The organism is Alsobacter metallidurans, assembly GCF_014636935.1.
Taxonomy (GTDB): Bacteria; Pseudomonadota; Alphaproteobacteria; order Rhizobiales; family Beijerinckiaceae; genus Alsobacter; species Alsobacter metallidurans.
Genome location: NZ_BMES01000002.1, coordinates 1,354,068 through 1,373,189 on the forward strand (window position 1 = coordinate 1,354,068; position 19,122 = coordinate 1,373,189).

The following is a 19,122-nucleotide window of genomic DNA, read 5'->3' on the forward strand; positions in this document are numbered from 1 at the left end:
GCGATGGAGGCGCGGCGGCGCAGGACGCGCGGCCCCTCCCCACGTCCGACATGGAGAGTCGTCATGACCCTCGCGACCAAGACCAAGACCCTTTTCGCGGCCGCCGGCCTCGCCTTCGCGGCGGCTGCGGCTCCCGCGCTCGCGGCCGACATCACCGGCGCCGGCGCGACCTTCCCGTACCCGGTTTATGCAAAGTGGGCTGACGCCTACAAGAACGAGACCGGCGTCGGCCTGAACTACCAGTCGATCGGGTCCGGCGGCGGCGTGAAGCAGATCCAGGCCAAGACCGTGACCTTCGGCGCCACCGACGCGCCGCTCAAGGGCGCGGACCTCGAAAAGAGCGGCCTCGTGCAGTTCCCGATGGTGATGGGCGGCATCGTGCCGGTCGTGAACCTCGAGGGCGTCGCCCCCGGCGAGCTCGTGCTCGATGGCCCGACGCTCGCCAACATCTTCATGGGAACCGTGAAGACCTGGAACGACCCGGCCATCGCCAAGCTCAACGCCGGCCTGAAGCTGCCCGACAGCAACATCTTGGTGGTGCGCCGCGCCGACGGCTCGGGCACGACCTTCAACTTCACCGATTACCTCGCCAAGGTGAGCCCCGACTGGAAAACCAAGGTCGGCGTGTCCACCGCCGTGGAATGGCCCGTCGGCGTCGGCGCCAAGGGCAATGACGGCGTCGCCAACAACGTGATGCAGTCCAAGGGCGCCATCGGCTACGTCGAATACGCCTACGCCAAGCAGAACAAGCTCTCGCACGCCAAGATGGTCAACGCCGACGGCAAGACGGTCGGGCCCGAGCTGAAGTCGTTCATGGCCGCCGCCGCCAACGCGGACTGGTCGAGCGCCCCCGGCTACGGCGTTATCCTGTCGAACCAGAAGGGCGCCGACAGCTGGCCGATGACGGCCGCGACCTTTATCCTGATCCACAAGCAGCCGGCCGATCCGGCCGCCGCCACGGACGCGCTGAAGTTCTTCGACTGGGCCTTTAAGAAGGGCGACAAGGCCGCCGAGGAACTCGACTACATCCCGATGCCCGACGCGGTCGTCACGATGGTCGAGAAGACATGGGCGGACAACATCAAGGATACGGCCGGCAAGCCGCTCTTCACCGCCGGTCACTAACCGACTTCACCACCTCTCGTCCGTCATCCCCGGCGATCCGCGCAGCGGATCGGGAAGGGGATCCAGTAAGCTGGGCGAAGGTCCCGCTGGATCCCCTTCCCGGCGCTTCGCGCCGCCGGGGATGACGCCGAGAGGTTGAGCCGTCGGGCAACTGTCCGACAACGCTTCGAAGCAACCGCCCCGAAGAGGCGCACCGATGGTTGATCTCGCCATGCAGGCCACCCACGCGGAGACCCCGGCGGCTGACAGCCGGCTGAAGGCGCTCTCCCGCTTCAAGCTGTCGGACGCCGTGTTCGGGGCCCTCGCGCGCCTCAGCGCCATGACGGTGCTCCTGATCCTCTCGGGCGTGATCCTGTCGCTCATCATCGGCTCCTTGCCGACTTTGCGCGCCTACGGCTTCTCGTTCCTGACCTCGCAGTCCTGGAACCCGCCACTGGAGAAGTTCGGAGCGGCGCCCTCCATCTACGGCACGCTCGTCACCTCGGCGATCGCCATGCTGATCGCCGTGCCGGTCGGGATCGGCGTGGCCATCTTCCTCACCGAGCTGTGCCCGCCGGCCCTGCGCCGACCCGTCGGCATCGCAATCGAGCTGCTCGCCGGCATCCCGTCGATCATCTACGGCATGTGGGGCTTCTTCGTTCTCAACCCCTTCCTGCAGTCGGTGCTGGGCTCGGGCCTGTCGCTGTTCACCGCCGGCCTGGTGCTGGCCATCATGGTGCTGCCCTTCATCTCGTCGATCACCCGCGACGTGTTCGACACCGTCCCGCCGATGCTCAAGGAATCCGCCTATGGCCTGGGCTGCACGCGCTGGGAGGTAATCAAGAACGTCATCATCCCGTTCACCCGCGTGGGCATCATCGGCGGCGTCATGTTGGCGCTGGGCCGCGCGCTGGGCGAAACCATGGCGGTCACCTTCGTGGTCGGCAACGCCAACCGCATCTCGGCCAACCTGCTGGATCCCGGCACCACCATCTCGGCCACCATCGCCAACCAGTTCGGCGAGGCGGAGCCCGGTCTCTACACCTCGTCGCTGATGACGCTCGGCCTGCTGCTGTTTCTGGTCACCTTCGTGGTGCTGTCATGCGCCCGGCTGATGCTGATGCGCCTCGAACGCCGGGCGGGAGCCTGAGTCATGAAGGACACATCCAAATACCGCGGCCGAGCCGCCACCAACTCCGTCTGGATGGCGCTCTCGGTCGCCGCCACGGTGCTGGGCCTCGGCATGCTCTGTCTCATCCTGGGCTCGCTGCTCTGGAACGGCCTCACCAGCCTCAGCCCGCGCGTGTTCACCGAAATGACGCCGCCGCCCGGCAGCGCCGGCGGCCTGCTCAACGCCATCATGGGCTCGCTGATGATGACCGTGCTGGGCGTCCTGGTCGGCGCGCCGCTCGGCATCATGGCGGGCACCTGGCTGGCCGAGTACAGCGCTGGATCGCGCCTCGCCAGCGTGGTCCGCTTCATCAACGACATCCTGCTGAGCGCGCCCTCCATCGTGATCGGCCTCTTCATCTACACGGTCGCGGTGGAGCCGGTCGGGCGCTTCTCGGGCATCGCGGGCGGGCTGGCGCTGGGCGTGATCGTGATCCCGGTCGTGCTGCGCACCACGGAGGACATGCTGCGGCTGGTGCCCACGGCCCTGCGCGAGGCCTCCTATGCGCTCGGCATGACGCGCTCGCTGGTGATCCGCAAGGTGATCTATTCGGCCGCCCGCTCGGGCATCGTCACCGGCATCCTGCTCGCGGTGGCGCGCATCAGCGGCGAGACCGCGCCGCTGCTGTTCACGGCGCTGAACAACCAGTTCTTCTCGTGGGACATGACCCGGCCCATGTCCAACCTGCCCTACGTGATCTTCCAGTTCGCCTCGAGCCCGTACAAGGACTCGCAGAGCCTCGCCTGGGCGGGCGCGATCATCATCACCATGACGGTGCTCGTGCTCAGCATCACGGCCCGCAGCCTTTCCTCGTCGAGGACCTCCTGATGCCAGCCGCGAACGCCCTGCCCGAAAAGATCAGCGTCAAGGACCTGAAGTTCTTCTACGGCGCCAACCTCGCTCTCAAGGGCGTCAACCTGCCGCTTTATGACCGCAAGGTCACGGCCTTCATCGGCCCGTCCGGCTGCGGCAAGTCCACGCTGCTGCGCGTGCTGAACCGCATGTACGACCTCTACCCCAAGCAACGCGCCGAGGGCGAAGTGCTGATGGACGGCGAGAACATCCTCGACCCCAGGCAGGACCTCAACCTCCTGCGCGCCCGCATCGGCATGGTGTTCCAGAAGCCGACGCCCTTCCCGATGTCGATCTACGAGAACATCGCGTTCGGCATCCGCCTCTACGAGAACCTGCCCAAGAGCGAAATGGATGGCCGCGTCGAGCAGGCGCTGCGCGGCGCGGCCTTGTGGGACGAGGTCAAGGACAAGCTCGCCGCTTCCGGCCTCAGCCTCTCGGGCGGCCAGCAGCAGCGCCTGTGCATCGCCCGTTCGGTGGCGGTGAAGCCGGAGGTGATCCTGTTCGACGAGCCCTGCTCGGCGCTGGACCCGATCTCCACCGCCAAGGTCGAGGAGTTGATCGACGAGCTGAAGGCGCACTACACCATCGCGATCGTCACCCACAACATGCAGCAGGCGGCGCGCGTGTCCGACTATACGGCCTTCATGTATCTGGGCGACCTAGTCGAGTTCGACGAGACGGACAAGATCTTCACCGCGCCGAAGCAGAAGGCCACGCAGGACTACATCACGGGCCGTTTCGGCTGATCGACGACGAGGACATCACCATGGCCAATCACACCGTCGCCGCCTTCGATCTCGAGCTGAAGGAGCTGCAGCGCACCATCGCCGAGATGGGCGGCCTCGCCGAGAAGATGCAATCGGACGCCATCGATGCGCTGGCCAAGCAGGACATCCGCCTGGCCCAGAAGATCATCGCGGCCGACCCCACGCTCGATCGGCTTCAGCGCGAGGTGGAGGAGAAAGCGATACTCACCATCGCTCGCCGCCAGCCCATGGCGGTGGACCTGCGTGACGTCATCGCGACCATCCGCATCGCCAACGACCTCGAGCGCGTCGGCGACCTCGTCAAGAACATCGCCAAGCGCATTCTCGCGATGGAGGGCCAGTTCCCACCCCAGAAGCTGCTCGCGGGCATCGGCAACATGAGCCTGATGGCGCTGAACCAGTTCAAGAGCGTGATCGACGCCTACACGCAGCGCGACGCCCAGGCGGCGCTCGCCGTGTGGCAGCGCGACGGCGAGATCGACAACCTCTACACCTCGCTGTTCCGCGAGTTGCTCACCTACATGATGGAAGATCCGCGCAACATCAGCTTCTGCACGCATCTTCTGTTCGGCGCCAAGAACGTGGAGCGCATCGGCGACCACGCCACCAACATCGCCGAGACGGTCTACTACCTCGTCACCGGCGAAAGCCTCGCGGTGGACCGGCCCCGGGGCGACGAGAACGAGCTTTCGGTCCAGGCCGGCCAGTAAGGCCCGACGCTTCCCGCACGAAAAAGGGCCGGCAGCTTGCGCGCCGGCCCTTCTCGTTGGGTCAGTGGCCGTGATCAGGCCGCCTTGTCATCCACGAAGATGTCCCGGTCCTTGTTCTCGGGCACGAACAGCATGCCGATCACGAAGGTGCCGAGCGCGATCACGATCGGGTACCAGAGGCCGAAATAGATGTCGCCGGACTGGGCGATCATCGCGAAGGCGGTCGCCGGCATCAGCCCGCCAAACCAGCCGTTGCCGATATGGTAGGGCAGCGACATGCCGGTGTAGCGGATGCGGGTCGGGAAGAGCTCCACGAGCGCCGCCGCGATCGGGCCGTACACCATGGTCACCAGCACCACCAGGTAGGTGAGCGCAACCACGAGCAGGATCAACTGCCCGCGGAAAAGGTCGAAGAAGCCCGACATCTTCACGATGTCGGCGTTGGCGACGCCAGGGACCGGGTAGCCCGCCGCTCCAAGCGCCTCGTTCACGGACTTGGTGAACGCCGCCGGCACCGTCTTCACCTGGTCGCCGGTCAGCGCGGCCGCGTCATAGGACGCCACCTCCTTGTCGCCGATGCGAATCTTGGTCATCGATCCAGCCGGCGCCTCCTGCACCGAGTAGCTCACGGAGCTGCGGGCGAGCAGCGCCTTGGCGATGTCGCACGAGCTCGTGAACTTGGACGTGCCCGTCGGGTTGAACTGGAACGAGCACTGCTCCATGTCGGCCAGCACCACGACCTTGGTCGCCTTCTGGGCCTTGTCGAGCATTGGGTTCGCGGTCTGGGTGATGAACCCGAAGATCGGGAAATAGGTCAGCGCCGCGAGCAGGCAGCCCGTCAGGATGATCGGCTTGCGGCCGATCCGGTCCGAAAGGGAGCCAAAGATCACGAAGCCGGCGGTTCCGAGGATCAGCGACCACGCGATCAGAACGTTCGCGGTGAACATGTCCACCCGCAGAATGTTCTGCAGGAAGAACAGCGCGTAGAACTGGCCCGTGTACCAGACTACCGCCTGGCCGGCGACGAGCCCGAACAGCGCGATCAGCGCGAAGCGCGCGTTCTTCCACTGTCCGAATGCTTCAGACAGCGGAGCCTTGGAGAGGGCGCCCTCCTCCTTCATCTTCTTGAACGCCGGGCTCTCCTCCATCTGGAGCCGGATCCAGACCGAGATGCCGAGCAGGAAGATCGAGAGAAGGAAGGGGATCCGCCAGCCCCAGGCCGCGAAGGCCTGCTCGCCGGTCCAGCTGCGCACCGCCAGGATCACCATCAGCGACAGCAGCAGGCCGAGGGTCGCGGTGGTCTGGATCCACGACGTGAAGAAGCCGCGCCGGCCCTGCGGCGCGTGCTCGGCCACATACACCACCGCGCCGCCATACTCGCCGCCCAGCGCCAGGCCCTGCAGCATGCGCAGCGCGATCAGGATCACGGGCGCGAGCCAGCCAATCGTCTCGTAGCCAGGCAGCAGGCCGACCACGAAGGTCGAGACGCCCATGATCAGGATGGTCATCAGGAAGGTGTATTTGCGGCCGACGAGGTCTCCCAGCCGCCCGAACACCAGGGCGCCGAAGGGGCGCACCAGAAAGCCCGCCGCGAAGGCCAGCAACGCGAAGACGTTCCGGGTCGCCTCCGGAAAGGCGGAAAAGAACTGCGCCCCGATGATCGCGGCCAGCGATCCATAGAGGTAGAAATCATACCATTCGAAAATCGTGCCCGCCGATGAGGCCAGGATCACGCGTTTCTCCTCGCGCGTCATCGGCCTCTTGCGGTCCACCGCCACGGCGGCAGTCGCCTGCATGGTCATGGTCATTCCCTCCCACGCGCCGGCGAGAGAGCAGTGCGTTGCGCCGCATCCCCATGCGACGGCCCGCCTCCCCCGGCCATGATCATGACTCCTCGATCGAGGAGCCTCGCCCGGAGGTGGAGCTGACGCTGGACATCTTCAAGGCAGCGAGAAGCGGCGTTGCTTTAGACAATGGAATAACAAATGGAACGCGTGATAAATTTTTACACGAAACCGGCGTACAATGCAGTAGACTTAAACTACAGTCTCGGTTCGTCCAACCGCAATGATCCGACGTGACTTTCTTGCGTCCTAGAAGAGCATTTGGACCCGCAACCCGGGAAGATTGTCTTCGAGCTTGAGCTTGATGTCGTGCAGCTCGGCGACCGCCGCCACGAGGCTGAGGCCGAGCCCGTTGCCGGACGTGGTTCGATTGCGCTCGAGCCGGTAGAAGCGCCGGAACACCTTGTCGCGTTCGGCCTCGGGCACGCCGGGGCCATCGTCGCTCACCAAGCCGACGGGCCGCCCGCCCGGTCCCCGGCGCAACTCCACCGAAACGGTCGCGCCCGCCGGGGAGTGCCGCAATGCATTCTCGACCAGGTTGGCGAGCATCTGCGTCATCAACTCGCGATCGCCGACATGCGGCACGCCGGCTTCCACCTTGGATATGAAGCGCTGCTGCCGATCTTCCGCCACCGCCCCATAGGCGTCGCAAATGGTCTCGAACACGCCCGACAGGTCATAGGCGCGAAAGCCCGCGCGCCGTGAGCCCGTTTCGATCTGGGCGATCCGCAGCAGCGCCTGGAACGTGCCCAGGATGCTGTCGATCTCCTCCAGCGCCGCCTCGGCGTCGTCTTGCAGCGCGGAATCCTGCGTCTTCTGCAACATGCGCTCGAGCCGCCGGCGAAGATGCGCGAGCGGCGTCCTGAGATCGTGCGCCACGTCGTTGGAGACCTGCCTCATGCTTTCCATGAGGTCCTGGATCCGGTCCAGCATGGCGTTGAGGTTGCCCGACAGCTGGTCGAGCTCGTCGTCGGCGCCCTGCAGCGGGATGCGCTCGGACAGGTGCCCGCCGACGATGCGGTGAGCCGTGCGGTTGATCGCCTCGAGGCGCCGGACGAAACCGGCTCCGAGCAGCACCCCTCCCGCGAGGGCGAGAAGCGCCGTCACGGCCAGCGAGCCCACAAAGGCGCGCAGCACCAGCGTGTTCAGGTCGCCGAGGTCGTCCAGCACCCGGCCCACCGCCAGATAGTCGCCGGACGGCAGCACGGCGCCGCGAAACAAAGCCACGGCCGGGCCGCCGGACTGGCGACCGCCGTGAATCGAAGAGGTGCGACGCTCGTAAAGGCCCTCCAGCGCCTCCGCGGGCGGGATGTTGCCGGCCAGGCGTTCGCCCGCAGGGTTCTGCAGCAGGTAGAAGCTCGATCGCGACTCGGCCGCGTTGGCTCGCCCCTCCACCTCCTCGCGCAGCCTGTCCAGGCCGGCGCGCCGATGCTCTTCCAGCAAAGCCGCGACCTCGACGCCCAGCGAGGCCCGCATCTGGTCGGCCCCGTAGGCCTGAACCCGCCAATACGTGAAGGCGAACAGCGCAAAGGTCGAGAAGCTGAAGATCGCCGCATACAGGATCGCGAGCCGGAAGGCCGCTGTGCGAACGAACCTAGGCAGGGTCACGGAGCAGGTATCCGGCCCCACGTATCGTCTGGATCAGCATGCCGTGAAAATCCCGGTCCACCTTGCTGCGCAGGCGGCTGATATGAGTCTCGACGATGTTGGTCTGCGGGTCGAAGTGGAAGTCCCACACGTTCTCCAGCAGCATGGTGCGCGTCACCACCTGCCCGGCGTGCCGCATCAGGAACTCCAGCAGCTGGAATTCGCGCGGCTGCAGCTCGATCCGCTGCCCGGCCCGCACCACGGTGCGCTTCACCAAGTCGATCTCGAGATCGGCGACCCGCAGCACCGTATCGACGCCGGGGAGCTTGGCCCGCCGACCCAGGGCGTTGACCCGCGCGACGAGCTCGGCCGGCGCGAACGGCTTCACCAGATAGTCGTCGCCGCCGGCCTCCAGGCCCTCGACGCGGTCGTCGATGCCCGCCATCGTGGTGAGAAACAGCACCGGCGTGCGTACGTCGTCCTTGCGCAGCGTGCGAACCAGCGAGAGCCCGTCCATGGTCGGCAGCATGCGGTCCACCACCAGGACGTCGTAGGCGTCCGCGAAGGCGGCTGCGAGACCTTGTCGGCCGTCGCCCACGACTTCGACCTTGTGTCCGAGATCACGCAGCCGGCTGGCGACGTCTTCGGCCATTTCGATGTCGTCTTCGATCACAAGCAGCTTCATGGGGCGCCACTCCAAGGCAAGTTCTGCGTTGTCCTAACACATCCGGAGCGCAGGGCGACGAGCGTTGTGCGCGGTCGCACGGACGCCGCCCCGCCTTCGGGCGCTGGCTGTCGAAACCCATCTGTGGTTGCGCCGACACTGTTGCGCACGCTTGGGCGGGGACAACTCGGAGAGCTTTGCCTTGACGATGCAGCGCGGGAGAGAATCGGTCCACATATCAGGGGCTCACACACACGTTTCCGGAAGGATCACGATCATGAAGACCCTCGCCTCAACGGCGGCAGCCGTGTTGGCCATGGGCTCGGCAAGTCTGGCGGCCTGGCAGCCCGCCCGCGGCTCCGACGAGGTTAAACTCGACATTATCGCGGCGCTCCAGGGTCGTTGCACGGCGATGATCGTGGCCGGCAAGCCCGCCGCCTGCGCGCAACGCGGCGGCGTCCTCGTCACCCGGTTGAAGAACCAGCGCACGCTCGTGATGATCGGCATGGCGGACGGCAAGTCCGCGCTCACCTTCGTGGGCGAAGGCGCGCAGAGCGATGCGGCCCCGCTCGCCGACCTGCCGATTTCGCGCGTTTACGTGGGGTCCGACCCGAATGCGCCTCACGTCGACGCGAAGGGCTCCTGCAAGCTGGAGCCCGGCGCGGCCGGCAAGCTCGCCTGCCAGGCGGTAGACGCCGCTGGCGCGCGCTACAACCTCGAATTTCAGGGATCGGCAGCGCCCGAGATCCAGCGCTTCTGAGCGCGTCGGCGCGTGGCGGGCCGCCGTTACTTCACCACGGACGCGAGGCCCGAGAGCACGCGCCGCGTGCCGGTCAGGGTTTCGTCCTCGCCGCTCGTGGAGCGCGCGAACAGATCCGCGGTCTGCTCCAGGCTGGATGTCTCGAACTGGCGGCATTCCTTGGCGACCGCCACGCGGTAGAGCGCCAGGATCCGCTCCCGCTCAGCGCGCGCCGCCATCGAGAGGCTCGAGAACCGGCCCACCGCGCGCAGCACCGCCTCTTCGCCGCGCGGCAGGTAGGCGAGGCCGCGCCGTGCGTCCTGCAGGTCCACCATGATGCGCTGGTACTTCAGCGTCATGCCGCGCAGGTCCGAGGTCAGGTCCGGGCAGTCTTCATCCGCATGGGCGGACGAGCACACAAGCAATCCGATGGCGCACGCCATGGCCGAGATCTTGCAACCGCGAAGGCGCGCGACAAACATGGGGCAGCTCCAGTGCAATCGCCCGGTGGTGTAATGGAGCAGCTTTGAAACAGCGTGGATCCGTCGCGTAAAATTGTCGCCTTCAAGCAAAAAGGGCCGCCTTTCGGCGACCCTTCGTAAGTCTGGCGGTCTGGAAACCGATCAGCGCGAGTAGAACTCGACGACCAGGTTCGGCTCCATCTGCACCGCGTACGGCACCTCGGCGAGGCCGGGCACGCGCGACATCTTGGCGGTCATCTTGGAGTGGTCGACCTCGATGTAGTCCGGCACGTCACGCTCGGGAAGCTGCGAGGCTTCGAGCACGATGGCGAGCTGCTTGGAGGCGTCCTTCACCTCGACCACGTCGCCGACCTTGACCTGGTAGGACGCGATGTTGACGCGACGGCCGTTCACCCGGACATGGCCGTGGTTCACGAACTGGCGGGCCGCGAAGGGGGTCGCGACGAACTTGGAGCGGTACACCACCGCGTCGAGGCGACGCTCGAGCAGGCCGATCAGGTTCTCGCCGGAGTCGCCCTTCAGGCGGATCGCCTCCTCGTAGTACTTGCGGAACTGCTTCTCGGAGATGTTGCCGTAGTAGCCCTTGAGCTTCTGCTTGGCGCGCAGCTGCGTGCCGAAGTCGGACATCTTGCCCTTGCGGCGCTGGCCATGCTGGCCGGGGCCGTATTCGCGGCGATTCACGGGGCTCTTCGGACGGCCCCAGATGTTCTGGCCGAGACGACGATCGATCTTGTATTTGGCCTGAACGCGCTTTGTCATCGCGGTTCCTCTTTTGTTGGTGTTGCTTGAGGAACGCGCCCTCCTCTTTCCGGCTTGCGGCCGAACCGACAGGCCCCTTGCGAGCGTTCGCGCGGGGCCACGGGTGCGTCAAATGCAACGCGGGCCGAAACCCGGCCCGCGCTACGGGGGTGCTGATACAGAATGGGCGGGCCGGTGTCAAACCGGCGCGGCGCTCGCCCTAGGCGGAGACGGCCAGCGGCATGGCCTCGACGTCGACGCGGCCGAGCCCGAACGCCTCCAGCGCCCGCCCCAGCGCCGGCGTGAGCCCCGCTCCGCCGGTGAACAGCATGGTGGCGTCCTCGTCGCCCTCATGCGCCAACAGGGGCGCGCCGATGAGCTGCACCACCCGCCGCGCGATGGCGGGCGCGGGGTCGATCCAGGCGACGGGCCACGGCGCCAGCGCCTCGAAGTGCGGCAGGAGCAGCGGATAATGGGTGCAGCCCAGCACCACCACGTCGGTGCGCGGCTCGCCAGCCGGAAAGCACGGCGCGATCTCGGCCGCCAGCGCGGCGTCGTCCACGGCCTCGCCGCGCAAAAAAGCTTCCGCCATGCCGGCCAGGCGCGTGGAGCCCACCAGCGTCACCCGGCAATCGCCGGCAAACTCCGCGATCAGCGCCTGCGTGTAGTCCCGCTTCACGGTGCCGGGCGTCGCCAGCACGGCGACATGGCGCGTGCGCGACCGCTCGGCGGCGGGCTTGATGGCCGGCACCGTGCCGACGAACGGAATCGGAAAGCGCGCCCGCAGCGCCGGCAGCACCAGCGTGGAGGCCGTGTTGCACGCGATCACGACGATGTCGGGCGCATGCAGCGCCACCAGCCGCTCCATCACGGCGACCACGCGGCTCACCAGCGCGCGTTCGTCCAGCCGTCCATACGGGAAGGCTGCGTCGTCGGCAGCATACACGAAGCGGGCGTCAGGCCGCGCTTTCAGGATCTCGCGATATACCGTCAGGCCGCCCAGGCCGGAATCGAACACGAGAATGACGGGCGCGCGCGGCGGGGACATGGCCGCGCCGTCATACTGAATTCCCGCCCAAAGATCGACCCGCATGGCGCTCACGCTGAATGGTGACGCCAGTACAACCCCAGCGGGTTAACGGCCGGTAACGAAGAGCGCGAGGGCGCGCGCCTCCCCTACTCGCCCCGCGCCTCCGGCGTGCCCGGCTTCGTGCCCTTGGGCGTCTGCTTCGGGCCGCGGCGTTTCTTGGTCTGCGGTTCGCGCGGGCCTTCCACCAGCCGCACCACCATGCCGCGCAGCGTTCGCACGTCCTGCTCGGAGAGGCCGACGCGGTGAAAAATGTTGCGCAGGTTGCGGCTCATCACCGGCCGCTTGTGTGGCGGGCGAAAGAAACCCCGCGCCTCGAGCTGGTCTTCCAGGTAATCGAAGAAGCTCAGCACCATGTCGCGGCTGGCCGGGCCCCACTTCTCCTTGCGCTCGAACGGCAGCGGCGCCTCCGCGCCCGCCATCCAGGCGTAGCCGGCCAGCAGCACGGCCTGCGAGAGGTTGAGCGACGCATAGGCCGGGTTCACCGGATAGGTCAGGATCGCGTCCGCCAGCGCGATGTCGTCGTTCTCGAGCCCGGTCCGCTCGCGCCCGAAGATGACGCCCACCTTCTGCCCGTCGGCCACGCGCCCGCGCAGGATCGGCCCGGCCTGGGCCGGCCCCACCACGTCCTTGCCCTGCCCGCGCTCGCGCGCCGTGGTCGCATAGGTGAAGTGGAGGTCCGCCACCGCGTCGCGCAGCGTGTCGAAGATCTGCGCGCCGTCCAGCAGCGCCTCCGCGCCGGCCGCCGCCGCGCGGGTCTTCTGGTTCAGCCAGCGCTCGCGCGGCCGCACCAGCCGCATCTCGGTAAGCCCGAAATTCGCCATGGCGCGCGCCGCCATGCCAACGTTTTCGCCGAGTTGCGGCTCCACCAGGATGATCGCCGGCCCTCCCGAAAGGGCGGCGCGCGTGTGGTCGGTTCCGGCTCCGGGCATGATCAATCTCGCAAGGCGGCGTCAACGCGCAGCCTTACAGGATCACCGGGCCGTATGGGGAGCCCGTTTATGTGGCGTTGCGCTGTCAGGTGTTGCAGGCGGCCGGGATCGCGCCGTCGGCGTCGAGCTCCTGCACTGTCGCGTAGTCGCCCTTCTTCACGTTCTTGAACTTGATGCGGGTGATGTCCCGCTTCTTGCCGATCAGCAGGCGCTCCGTCATCTCGTTCTTGACATTGAAGCGGGTCACCACGAAGTCGCTGGCCTTGCTGCGCAGATCATACGCGTCGATCAATGTCACCCCAAGGTCGCCGACCACGGTGTTTGCGTCCTTGCAGTTCGCCGTCAGGGCTGCGTTGTTGGGTTTGCACGTGCTGGACGAACCCGCGGAGCGCGTCGCGGGACCGATCAACGCCATCAGCGTCATCTTCACGGTGGTCCGGCCCTCGACCTTGATGGCCTCGCCGTCCGTCGTGATCTGGATTTGGGTCCCATTCGCATCCAGCGCTTTGTTGGCCAGGGCTTGGCTGGCGAAGTTGCGCGCCTGGTCCACGCGGTCGCTCATGCGCGGGTACAACAACTGGTCGCCGCTGGCCGCGCGCTTGCAGGTCAGCTCCACGCTTTGGACAAGGGCCGCCTGCGCGTTCTGGAACCGCAGGGTGTCGACCCCAAGCCCGACGCCGCCGATCAGCGGTACGGCCAGCACCGCGAACAGAGGTGCGTAGGCGCCGCTTTCGTTTTGGGCGAAACGGCGAAACAAGGTCCGGGCGCGCGGACGAAGCGTCTGAGCATTGATCATGATGTCCACCTTGGCCCCGATCGGGCATCGATGTTGCGAGCGCTGGGGGAAAGCAAGAAGCGGGTTCGAAAGGCGATCCGGCCGCCGAAAAGGTTGATGGGCAGGCGCCGATCCACGACGACATCCGCGACCAGAACGGTTTCGCCATTGAGCAGCGGACGTCCGATCACAGGGGCGTCGCGCGCCGCCTCGGGGTCCGCTGGCGTGGTCGTCCAGGTCATGCGGGCGATGCCGTCCGTGCGGGTGACGCGTGACAGGATCAGCTTCGCGCCCGTAGCCCCCTCGCCCATGGCCAGTTTCATGCCGTGATCCAGAAGCGCGAGCGTGGCCGGCGGGACGCCGAGCGACGCATCGGACACGCCCATTTCAACCGCCACGTCCAACAGACTCGCTGCGGCCTTGACGGCCCGCCGATACTGGACGAGGGCGTCGCCGAGGACGACGGTCGCAAAGCACAGGGCGACGATCACGGGAAGAATCAGAGCGGCCTCGACGGCCGCGGAGCCCCGTTCATTATGGCGGAAGCGATGAAGAATCATGCAAGCCTCATCGCGCCCAAAAGGCCGCTGTGACGAACACGGGCGCGGCGGCCATTCCGAGCGTCTTCATGACTCCCGTGGGCGCGATCGACGCGTGTTCGTGGATGACCCGGATGACGTTGGCCCGGCCAGGTACAATCGCGACCCGGTCCTGCACCGGCGATTGCACGCCCGGCGTGGTCGCGGTCAATTGCACCACCTGAACCCGGAAGCCCGTATCGTTCTTACCGCAGGGCAGAACCCGCGCATTGGCGCAGATCTCCGCCTTGATCGCGTCGGTGTCGCTCAGCCGGCGCGCGGGATCGGCGAGCCGCGCCGCAAGGACGACGACGGCGGTCTCGGCCGTGCTTTGCACGTAGTAGCGCCAGCTGATTTCGAAGACGACGAAGATCAGGGCGAACATCAGCGGCGCCAGCAGGGCGAATTCCACCGCGATCGCTCCCGCGACGTCGTCGCGGAAGCGTCTCGCGAGGGCCGCGGCCCGGAGCCGAAACGACTCCGGGCGACGGCTTTGCTGGCTGGAGAGCCCGGCGCTCATCTTGCCGCGACGGGCCGCAGGTCGGCGAAGAACCAGACGTCCTCGACCAGGATCTCCTTGCCGTCGACAACAGCCTTGGAGACGAGCCGGTGCTTTCCGTCCTGGGTCCAATGAGCCCGGACGTCGATGGCGCTCACACGCCACTCTCGCACGGATTTCAGTTCGCCCGGCTGGACGACGCCATCGCCATTGTCCGTCCACAGCGCGAGTCCGTCGAGCTCGTCGCCGTCGAGCACGCCATCGCCGTTGCGATCGAGCTTCGCCAGCTTGGCGAACCCGTCGCGATGCATGGCGTCGTCGCCGAAAAGGCGACTGCCGGACATGTCCTGGGCGGCGCGACCGTCACGGTCGTCCACCAGGAAGGCCTGACCCTTGGGCAGAACCCACTCGGTGCGAACCGGAACGCCCACGCCATAGAGGTCGAACGTAACCTCCGTGGCCCCACGCTCCGAGGACGGAACCGACGCCGACGTGGCGATAGCGCCGAGATTCGGCAGGTCGAACACGATCGGACTCTTGAAGCTCTTCAGCCCGCAATCGCTCTGCTTCTGGTAAACGGCCTCCACCCAGTTGTAGACCCAGACGAGCTTGTAGCCATCTGCGACCTTGTCGGTTGTTTTGTCGAAGAAATCATGGTTCGACGAATCCTTACTGGCGTTCCAGAGCCAGGCATAGAGTTTCCAAATCTCGACGTTCTTCGTGACGGTTGACCCGTTGACTTTGATTTTTGCATTAATTTTTTTCGTGTTTCTGACGTAGTTCGGCGCCTTCGGCAAAACAGATTCCGACTCATCTCTCCAAGTGGGTTGTTCGATATCCGGCCAAGTGTCCTTATACCTCCATTCACTCTGGGCGACCGTGGTTTGCCAATCCGCAGACACGTCCGGGCAAACCGTCGGCGGAGGCGGCGGAGGAGGCGGCCCAGGCGGAGGAGGCGGCGGCGGCGGCGGAGGCGGCGGAGGCGGAGGCGGCGGTGGGGGCGGAGGCGGCGGAGGCGGCCCCTCCGGCGGCGGCCCCTCGGGCGGCGGCGGCGGCGGAGGCGGCGGCGGCGGCGGCGGGCAATACCCCGGCGGAGGCGGCGGTGAATCGGTGGTCGGCGGCGGAGGCGGCAGAGGCGGCGGCGGAGGCGGCGGCGGCGGCGGAGGAGGAGGCAGATCCGCGCGGGCCAGCGTCACGCCGTCCATCTTCATGGTGTCGACTTTGGCCAGCTTCATCACCGTGGTCGGCATGTCGTACTCATAGGTGACGTCGGCGCGGAACTGGCCGTCGACGATCGTGAGCTTCACGATCGGCCTGACGTTTGCGCCCGCGCTTCCGTTGACCTGAACCGTCGCGTCGAAGGCCGCGCGGCCTGCGGCCTCCGCGTCGGCGATCACGGAAGCTTGCGCGGCCGCCACCTCGTCCTCCTTCATGGTGACGCCGCGATACTTCGCGTCCAGCAGGTGACGCGCCATGTTGAGCGAGGCCAGCGAGGCGGCGTTCGCGGCCGTGTCCATTCGCGCACGCGCGGTCATCAGGCGCACATAGTCGATGCCGACCCCGCCGCCGATGATGAGCGGCACGGCGCCCAGCGCGAACATGACGGCCGTGGCGCCGCTTTGGTCGTGCAGGAACGACGCGTCCTTTTTAGATATGATGGTCACTGATGCTTCCCCGTTTGTATTCGTTGGGCAGCATCCTATCGAAAACAGTTTAAATGAGAATGAATCGCTGATTTTTTGGAGTATTAAGAAGTTTAATTGTTCATGAACCAAGTGAATGCAACCCAGAGTTGCACCACAAGTGGCAGATGATTTCTAATTTCTGACGCCGACGGCTCCATGTAAGCTTTTGGCTCAAAGTCAGTGCTCTGCATCGATAAGGCTCAATAAACGAATTCATGCGAGTGTTCTGGCTAACGTCCGCATTCCAAGGAGCTGAACGTGCGATCGACATGGCTTCGGTTCAAAGCCGACAAACGCGGGTCTACAGCGGTGGAGTTCGGCCTAATCGCGACGCCCCTCGTCGCATCGTTCCTGATGATCATCGAGATGGGCGCGGCATATTGGGCCGGAGCATCGCTCGATCTCGCGGCGTTTCGGGCCGGAGAGGCAATTCGCACCCGCGTCGCGGTCGGCATGGATCCGGAGACGTTCCGGAGTCGCTTCATATGCCCGAGTGCGGGCATCATGACGTGTCGAGATATCAATATCCAGGTCGACGCCATGGCGACGTTTGATGATGCGCCACCGCCCTCTCTGACATCTTCATCGTTCAATACTGGAGGGTTAGGCCAGTCGGTGGCTATTCAACTCAGCTATCCGTTTCCGGTTTTTGTAAATTACATCACTGCCCCGGTGATTTCTTTCAACGGCAGGCGCGCCCTGCACCTCAGCGCGGCGTCCGCCATCATAAACCCACCGCCCCCCGCCCCTTGAGCGATCATTGCGCCCCCACACCCGAAACACAGACAATGAGCCGGATCATCCCCATGAAGCATGCCGAAAGCAGGAGCGAAGACGGATCCGCAGCTGTTGAATTTGCGTTGATCCTGCCCGTTGTTCTGACCCTGCTGTTAGGCGCAGCAGACCTCATTCGCTACATGAACACCGACCGCCACGTGCAGAACGCCGCGCGGGCGGCCGCCCAGATCGTGGCTGGGGGCGTCAACAGTCAAGGAAACATTGGCCAATGGCTGCTGGTCCACGGAGCGGCGAACAGTGCGAGGCTCATGATTCCAGAGATCGTGAGCGACGCCCCTGGTCCGTGGTGGACGAGGCTGGCCTGGGATGGAGCTCTAGTCAGGTTCACGCCGACTGTGGCCAACTGTACCCAGAACTGCGCCTATACGGCCAGGACGCGCTTCGCGTGGGGACGGTATGGCTGCGGCGACCCCATCATCTCGCCAACCCAAGGCGCCGGCGCGACAGTGTCGATACCGCCTGGCCTTGTCGGACCGGCAGACCTTGTCGTTATTCGTTACGCCTATGCCTACAAGCCGCGCTTTGCCGCGGCGCTGCTTCCGGCAATCAACATCTCACATCAGGCCACCATGAGCGCGGAAGCATCGGCTTTGATCAACCCGGTGAATGTCGTGGCGAGCGATATCACGATCTGCTCCTGATATTCCTGTGGCTGCGCTGCCGGCGGTTTTCGCTGGCGCGCCCGAAGCGAGTGCTCCCGCCGACAGTTGCGAAGCGGACAGGGCCCGCGCGCAACCGCCATTCGCCGCACGCGCTTCCCCACCAAAGGCGCGCTTTGCCACCCTTGGTCGCGATGCTATGAGGTGCGCCGAACCGGCGGCCTCGCTCGGGGGCGCGTCGAAACTGGCGTAGCGGACAGGTTCAGGAAAGGCTTTCCCGATGGCGAAGATCAAGGTGGCGAACCCGGTCGTCGAGCTCGACGGCGACGAGATGACCCGGATCATCTGGCAGTCCATCAAGGACAAGCTGATCCACCCCTATCTTGACGTCGATCTCCAGTATTTCGATCTCTCGGTGGAGAACCGCGACGCCACCAACGATCAGGTCACGATCGATTCGGCGCACGCCATCAAGAAGGTCGGCGTGGGCGTGAAGTGCGCCACCATCACGCCCGACGAAGGGCGCGTGAAGGAATTCAACCTCAAGGACATGTGGAAGTCGCCCAACGGCACCATCCGCAACATCCTGGGCGGCGTGATCTTCCGCGAGCCGATCATCTGCAAGAACGTGCCGCGCCTCGTGCCGGGCTGGACCCAGCCCATCGTGGTCGGCCGCCACGCCTTCGGCGACCAGTACCGCGCCACGGACTTCAAGGTGCCCGGCAAGGGCCGCCTGACCATCAAGTTCGAGGGCGACGACGGGCAGGTCATCGAAAAGGAAGTGTTCAAGTTCCCGGGCGCCGGCGTCGCGATGTCGATGTACAACCTCGACGATTCGATCCGCGACTTCGCCCGCGCGTCGCTGAACTACGGCCTGATGCGCAAGTACCCGGTCTACCTCTCCACCAAGAACACGATCCTCAAGGTCTATGACGGTCGGTTCAAGGACATCTTCGAGGAGGTGTACCAGAACGAGTTCAAGTCGAAGTTCGACACGCTCGGCCTCACCTACGAGCATCGCCTGATCGACGACATGGTGGCCTCGGCCCTCAAGTGGTCCGGCGGCTACGTGTGGGCCTGCAAGAACTACGACGGCGACGTGCAGTCCGACATCGTCGCGCAGGGCTTCGGCTCGCTCGGCCTGATGACCTCCGTGCTGATGACGCCGGACGGCCAGACCGTTGAGGCCGAGGCCGCCCACGGCACCGTCACGCGCCACTACCGCGAGCACCAGAAGGGCAAGGAGACCTCCACCAACTCCATCGCCTCGATCTTCGCCTGGACGCGCGGCCTCGCGCATCGCGCCAAGCTCGACGGCAACGCCGAGCTGGCGAAGTTCTCGGCCACCCTCGAGAAGGTCTGCGTCGACACCGTCGAGGCCGGCTTCATGACCAAGGATCTCGCTTTGCTGGTCGGCGCCGACCAGAAGTGGCTCTCCACCACGGGCTTCCTCGACAAGATCGACGAGAACCTCAAGATCGCGATGGCCTGAGCGCCGCGCCTGAGAT

The 19,122-nt window shown here is 65.8% G+C and carries 20 protein-coding genes; 9 read left to right on the forward strand and 11 right to left on the reverse strand.

The window, feature by feature from the left end; all coding sequences use genetic code 11:
* The first annotated feature begins 63 nt into the window (after positions 1 to 63).
* The 5 genes from pstS to phoU all read left to right on the forward strand — a co-directional run bounded on the left by pstS (position 64) and on the right by phoU (position 4,607).
* A complete protein-coding gene (gene pstS, locus IEV99_RS16810; RefSeq protein ID WP_188518888.1) occupies positions 64 to 1,125 on the forward strand; it encodes a phosphate ABC transporter substrate-binding protein PstS in 1,062 nt (353 codons plus the stop codon).
* Positions 1,126 to 1,321: 196 nt separating this feature from the next.
* Positions 1,322 to 2,254: a phosphate ABC transporter permease subunit PstC gene (gene pstC / locus IEV99_RS16815; RefSeq protein ID WP_188518889.1), complete on the forward strand. Its 933-nt coding sequence runs from the start codon at positions 1,322 to 1,324 to the stop codon at positions 2,252 to 2,254.
* Between the two features lie 3 nt (positions 2,255 to 2,257).
* A complete protein-coding gene (gene pstA / locus IEV99_RS16820; RefSeq protein WP_188518890.1) occupies positions 2,258 to 3,103 on the forward strand; it encodes a phosphate ABC transporter permease PstA in 846 nt (281 codons plus the stop codon).
* The gene (gene pstB / locus IEV99_RS16825) at positions 3,103 to 3,876 is read left to right on the forward strand and encodes a phosphate ABC transporter ATP-binding protein PstB (RefSeq protein ID WP_188518891.1); all 774 of its coding nucleotides are present in this window, start codon (positions 3,103 to 3,105) and stop codon (positions 3,874 to 3,876) included. The genes pstA and pstB overlap by 1 nt, the downstream gene beginning before the upstream one ends.
* 20 nt (positions 3,877 to 3,896) lie before the next feature.
* On the forward strand, positions 3,897 to 4,607 hold the full coding sequence (gene phoU, locus IEV99_RS16830) for a phosphate signaling complex protein PhoU (RefSeq protein WP_188518892.1): 711 nt from the start codon (positions 3,897 to 3,899) through the stop codon (positions 4,605 to 4,607).
* A 74-nt stretch (positions 4,608 to 4,681) separates the two neighbouring features.
* On the opposite strand, the gene IEV99_RS16835 is transcribed toward phoU, so the two are convergent.
* From IEV99_RS16835 to IEV99_RS16845, 3 genes are all read right to left on the reverse strand, one after another.
* Positions 4,682 to 6,361 carry an MFS transporter gene (locus tag IEV99_RS16835; protein WP_188519710.1) on the reverse strand — a complete coding sequence of 560 codons (1,680 nt, stop codon included), beginning with the start codon at positions 6,359 to 6,361 and terminating at the stop codon, positions 4,682 to 4,684.
* A gap of 339 nt (positions 6,362 to 6,700) precedes the next feature.
* Entirely contained in the window at positions 6,701 to 8,059 is a 1,359-nt protein-coding gene (locus IEV99_RS16840) for a sensor histidine kinase (protein ID WP_188518893.1), read from the reverse strand.
* Complete coding sequence (locus IEV99_RS16845) at positions 8,046 to 8,723, reverse strand: response regulator transcription factor (RefSeq protein ID WP_188518894.1); 678 nt, start codon at positions 8,721 to 8,723, stop codon at positions 8,046 to 8,048. The genes IEV99_RS16840 and IEV99_RS16845 overlap by 14 nt, the downstream gene beginning before the upstream one ends.
* Before the next feature lie 256 nt (positions 8,724 to 8,979).
* Between IEV99_RS16845 and IEV99_RS16850 the strand changes: the two genes are divergently transcribed.
* Positions 8,980 to 9,462, forward strand: a complete 483-nt coding sequence (locus tag IEV99_RS16850) for a hypothetical protein (RefSeq protein ID WP_188518895.1) — start codon at positions 8,980 to 8,982, stop codon at positions 9,460 to 9,462.
* Positions 9,463 to 9,488: 26 nt separating this feature from the next.
* Here the strand turns inward: IEV99_RS16850 and IEV99_RS16855 are convergent, their stop codons facing one another.
* From IEV99_RS16855 to IEV99_RS16890, 8 genes are all read right to left on the reverse strand, one after another.
* Positions 9,489 to 9,923: a hypothetical protein gene (locus IEV99_RS16855; RefSeq protein WP_188518896.1), complete on the reverse strand. Its 435-nt coding sequence runs from the start codon at positions 9,921 to 9,923 to the stop codon at positions 9,489 to 9,491.
* A 141-nt stretch (positions 9,924 to 10,064) separates the two neighbouring features.
* Positions 10,065 to 10,682 carry a 30S ribosomal protein S4 gene (gene rpsD / locus IEV99_RS16860; protein ID WP_188518897.1) on the reverse strand — a complete coding sequence of 206 codons (618 nt, stop codon included), beginning with the start codon at positions 10,680 to 10,682 and terminating at the stop codon, positions 10,065 to 10,067.
* Positions 10,683 to 10,881: 199 nt separating this feature from the next.
* Positions 10,882 to 11,754 carry a glutamate racemase gene (gene murI / locus IEV99_RS16865; protein WP_188518898.1) on the reverse strand — a complete coding sequence of 291 codons (873 nt, stop codon included), beginning with the start codon at positions 11,752 to 11,754 and terminating at the stop codon, positions 10,882 to 10,884.
* An 83-nt stretch (positions 11,755 to 11,837) separates the two neighbouring features.
* Positions 11,838 to 12,680, reverse strand: a complete 843-nt coding sequence (locus IEV99_RS16870; RefSeq protein ID WP_188518899.1) for an RNA methyltransferase — start codon at positions 12,678 to 12,680, stop codon at positions 11,838 to 11,840.
* 85 nt (positions 12,681 to 12,765) lie between these two features.
* Positions 12,766 to 13,476 carry a TadE/TadG family type IV pilus assembly protein gene (locus tag IEV99_RS16875; protein ID WP_188518900.1) on the reverse strand — a complete coding sequence of 237 codons (711 nt, stop codon included), beginning with the start codon at positions 13,474 to 13,476 and terminating at the stop codon, positions 12,766 to 12,768.
* A complete protein-coding gene (locus IEV99_RS16880) occupies positions 13,473 to 14,015 on the reverse strand; it encodes a TadE/TadG family type IV pilus assembly protein (protein ID WP_280514677.1) in 543 nt (180 codons plus the stop codon). Before IEV99_RS16880 ends, IEV99_RS16875 begins: the two co-directional genes overlap by 4 nt.
* Before the next feature lie 7 nt (positions 14,016 to 14,022).
* The gene (locus IEV99_RS16885; RefSeq protein ID WP_188518902.1) at positions 14,023 to 14,445 is read right to left on the reverse strand and encodes a TadE family protein; all 423 of its coding nucleotides are present in this window, start codon (positions 14,443 to 14,445) and stop codon (positions 14,023 to 14,025) included.
* A 104-nt stretch (positions 14,446 to 14,549) separates the two neighbouring features.
* Positions 14,550 to 16,196, reverse strand: a complete 1,647-nt coding sequence (locus IEV99_RS16890) for a TadE/TadG family type IV pilus assembly protein (RefSeq protein ID WP_188518903.1) — start codon at positions 16,194 to 16,196, stop codon at positions 14,550 to 14,552.
* A gap of 279 nt (positions 16,197 to 16,475) precedes the next feature.
* Between IEV99_RS16890 and IEV99_RS16895 the strand changes: the two genes are divergently transcribed.
* From IEV99_RS16895 to IEV99_RS16905, 3 genes are all read left to right on the forward strand, one after another.
* A complete protein-coding gene (locus IEV99_RS16895) occupies positions 16,476 to 16,970 on the forward strand; it encodes a TadE/TadG family type IV pilus assembly protein (protein ID WP_188518904.1) in 495 nt (164 codons plus the stop codon).
* Positions 16,971 to 17,005: 35 nt separating this feature from the next.
* Positions 17,006 to 17,656, forward strand: a complete 651-nt coding sequence (locus tag IEV99_RS16900; RefSeq protein WP_194483076.1) for a TadE family protein — start codon at positions 17,006 to 17,008, stop codon at positions 17,654 to 17,656.
* Between the two features lie 238 nt (positions 17,657 to 17,894).
* Complete coding sequence (locus IEV99_RS16905) at positions 17,895 to 19,106, forward strand: NADP-dependent isocitrate dehydrogenase (RefSeq protein ID WP_188518906.1); 1,212 nt, start codon at positions 17,895 to 17,897, stop codon at positions 19,104 to 19,106.
* Positions 19,107 to 19,122 lie beyond the last annotated feature (16 nt).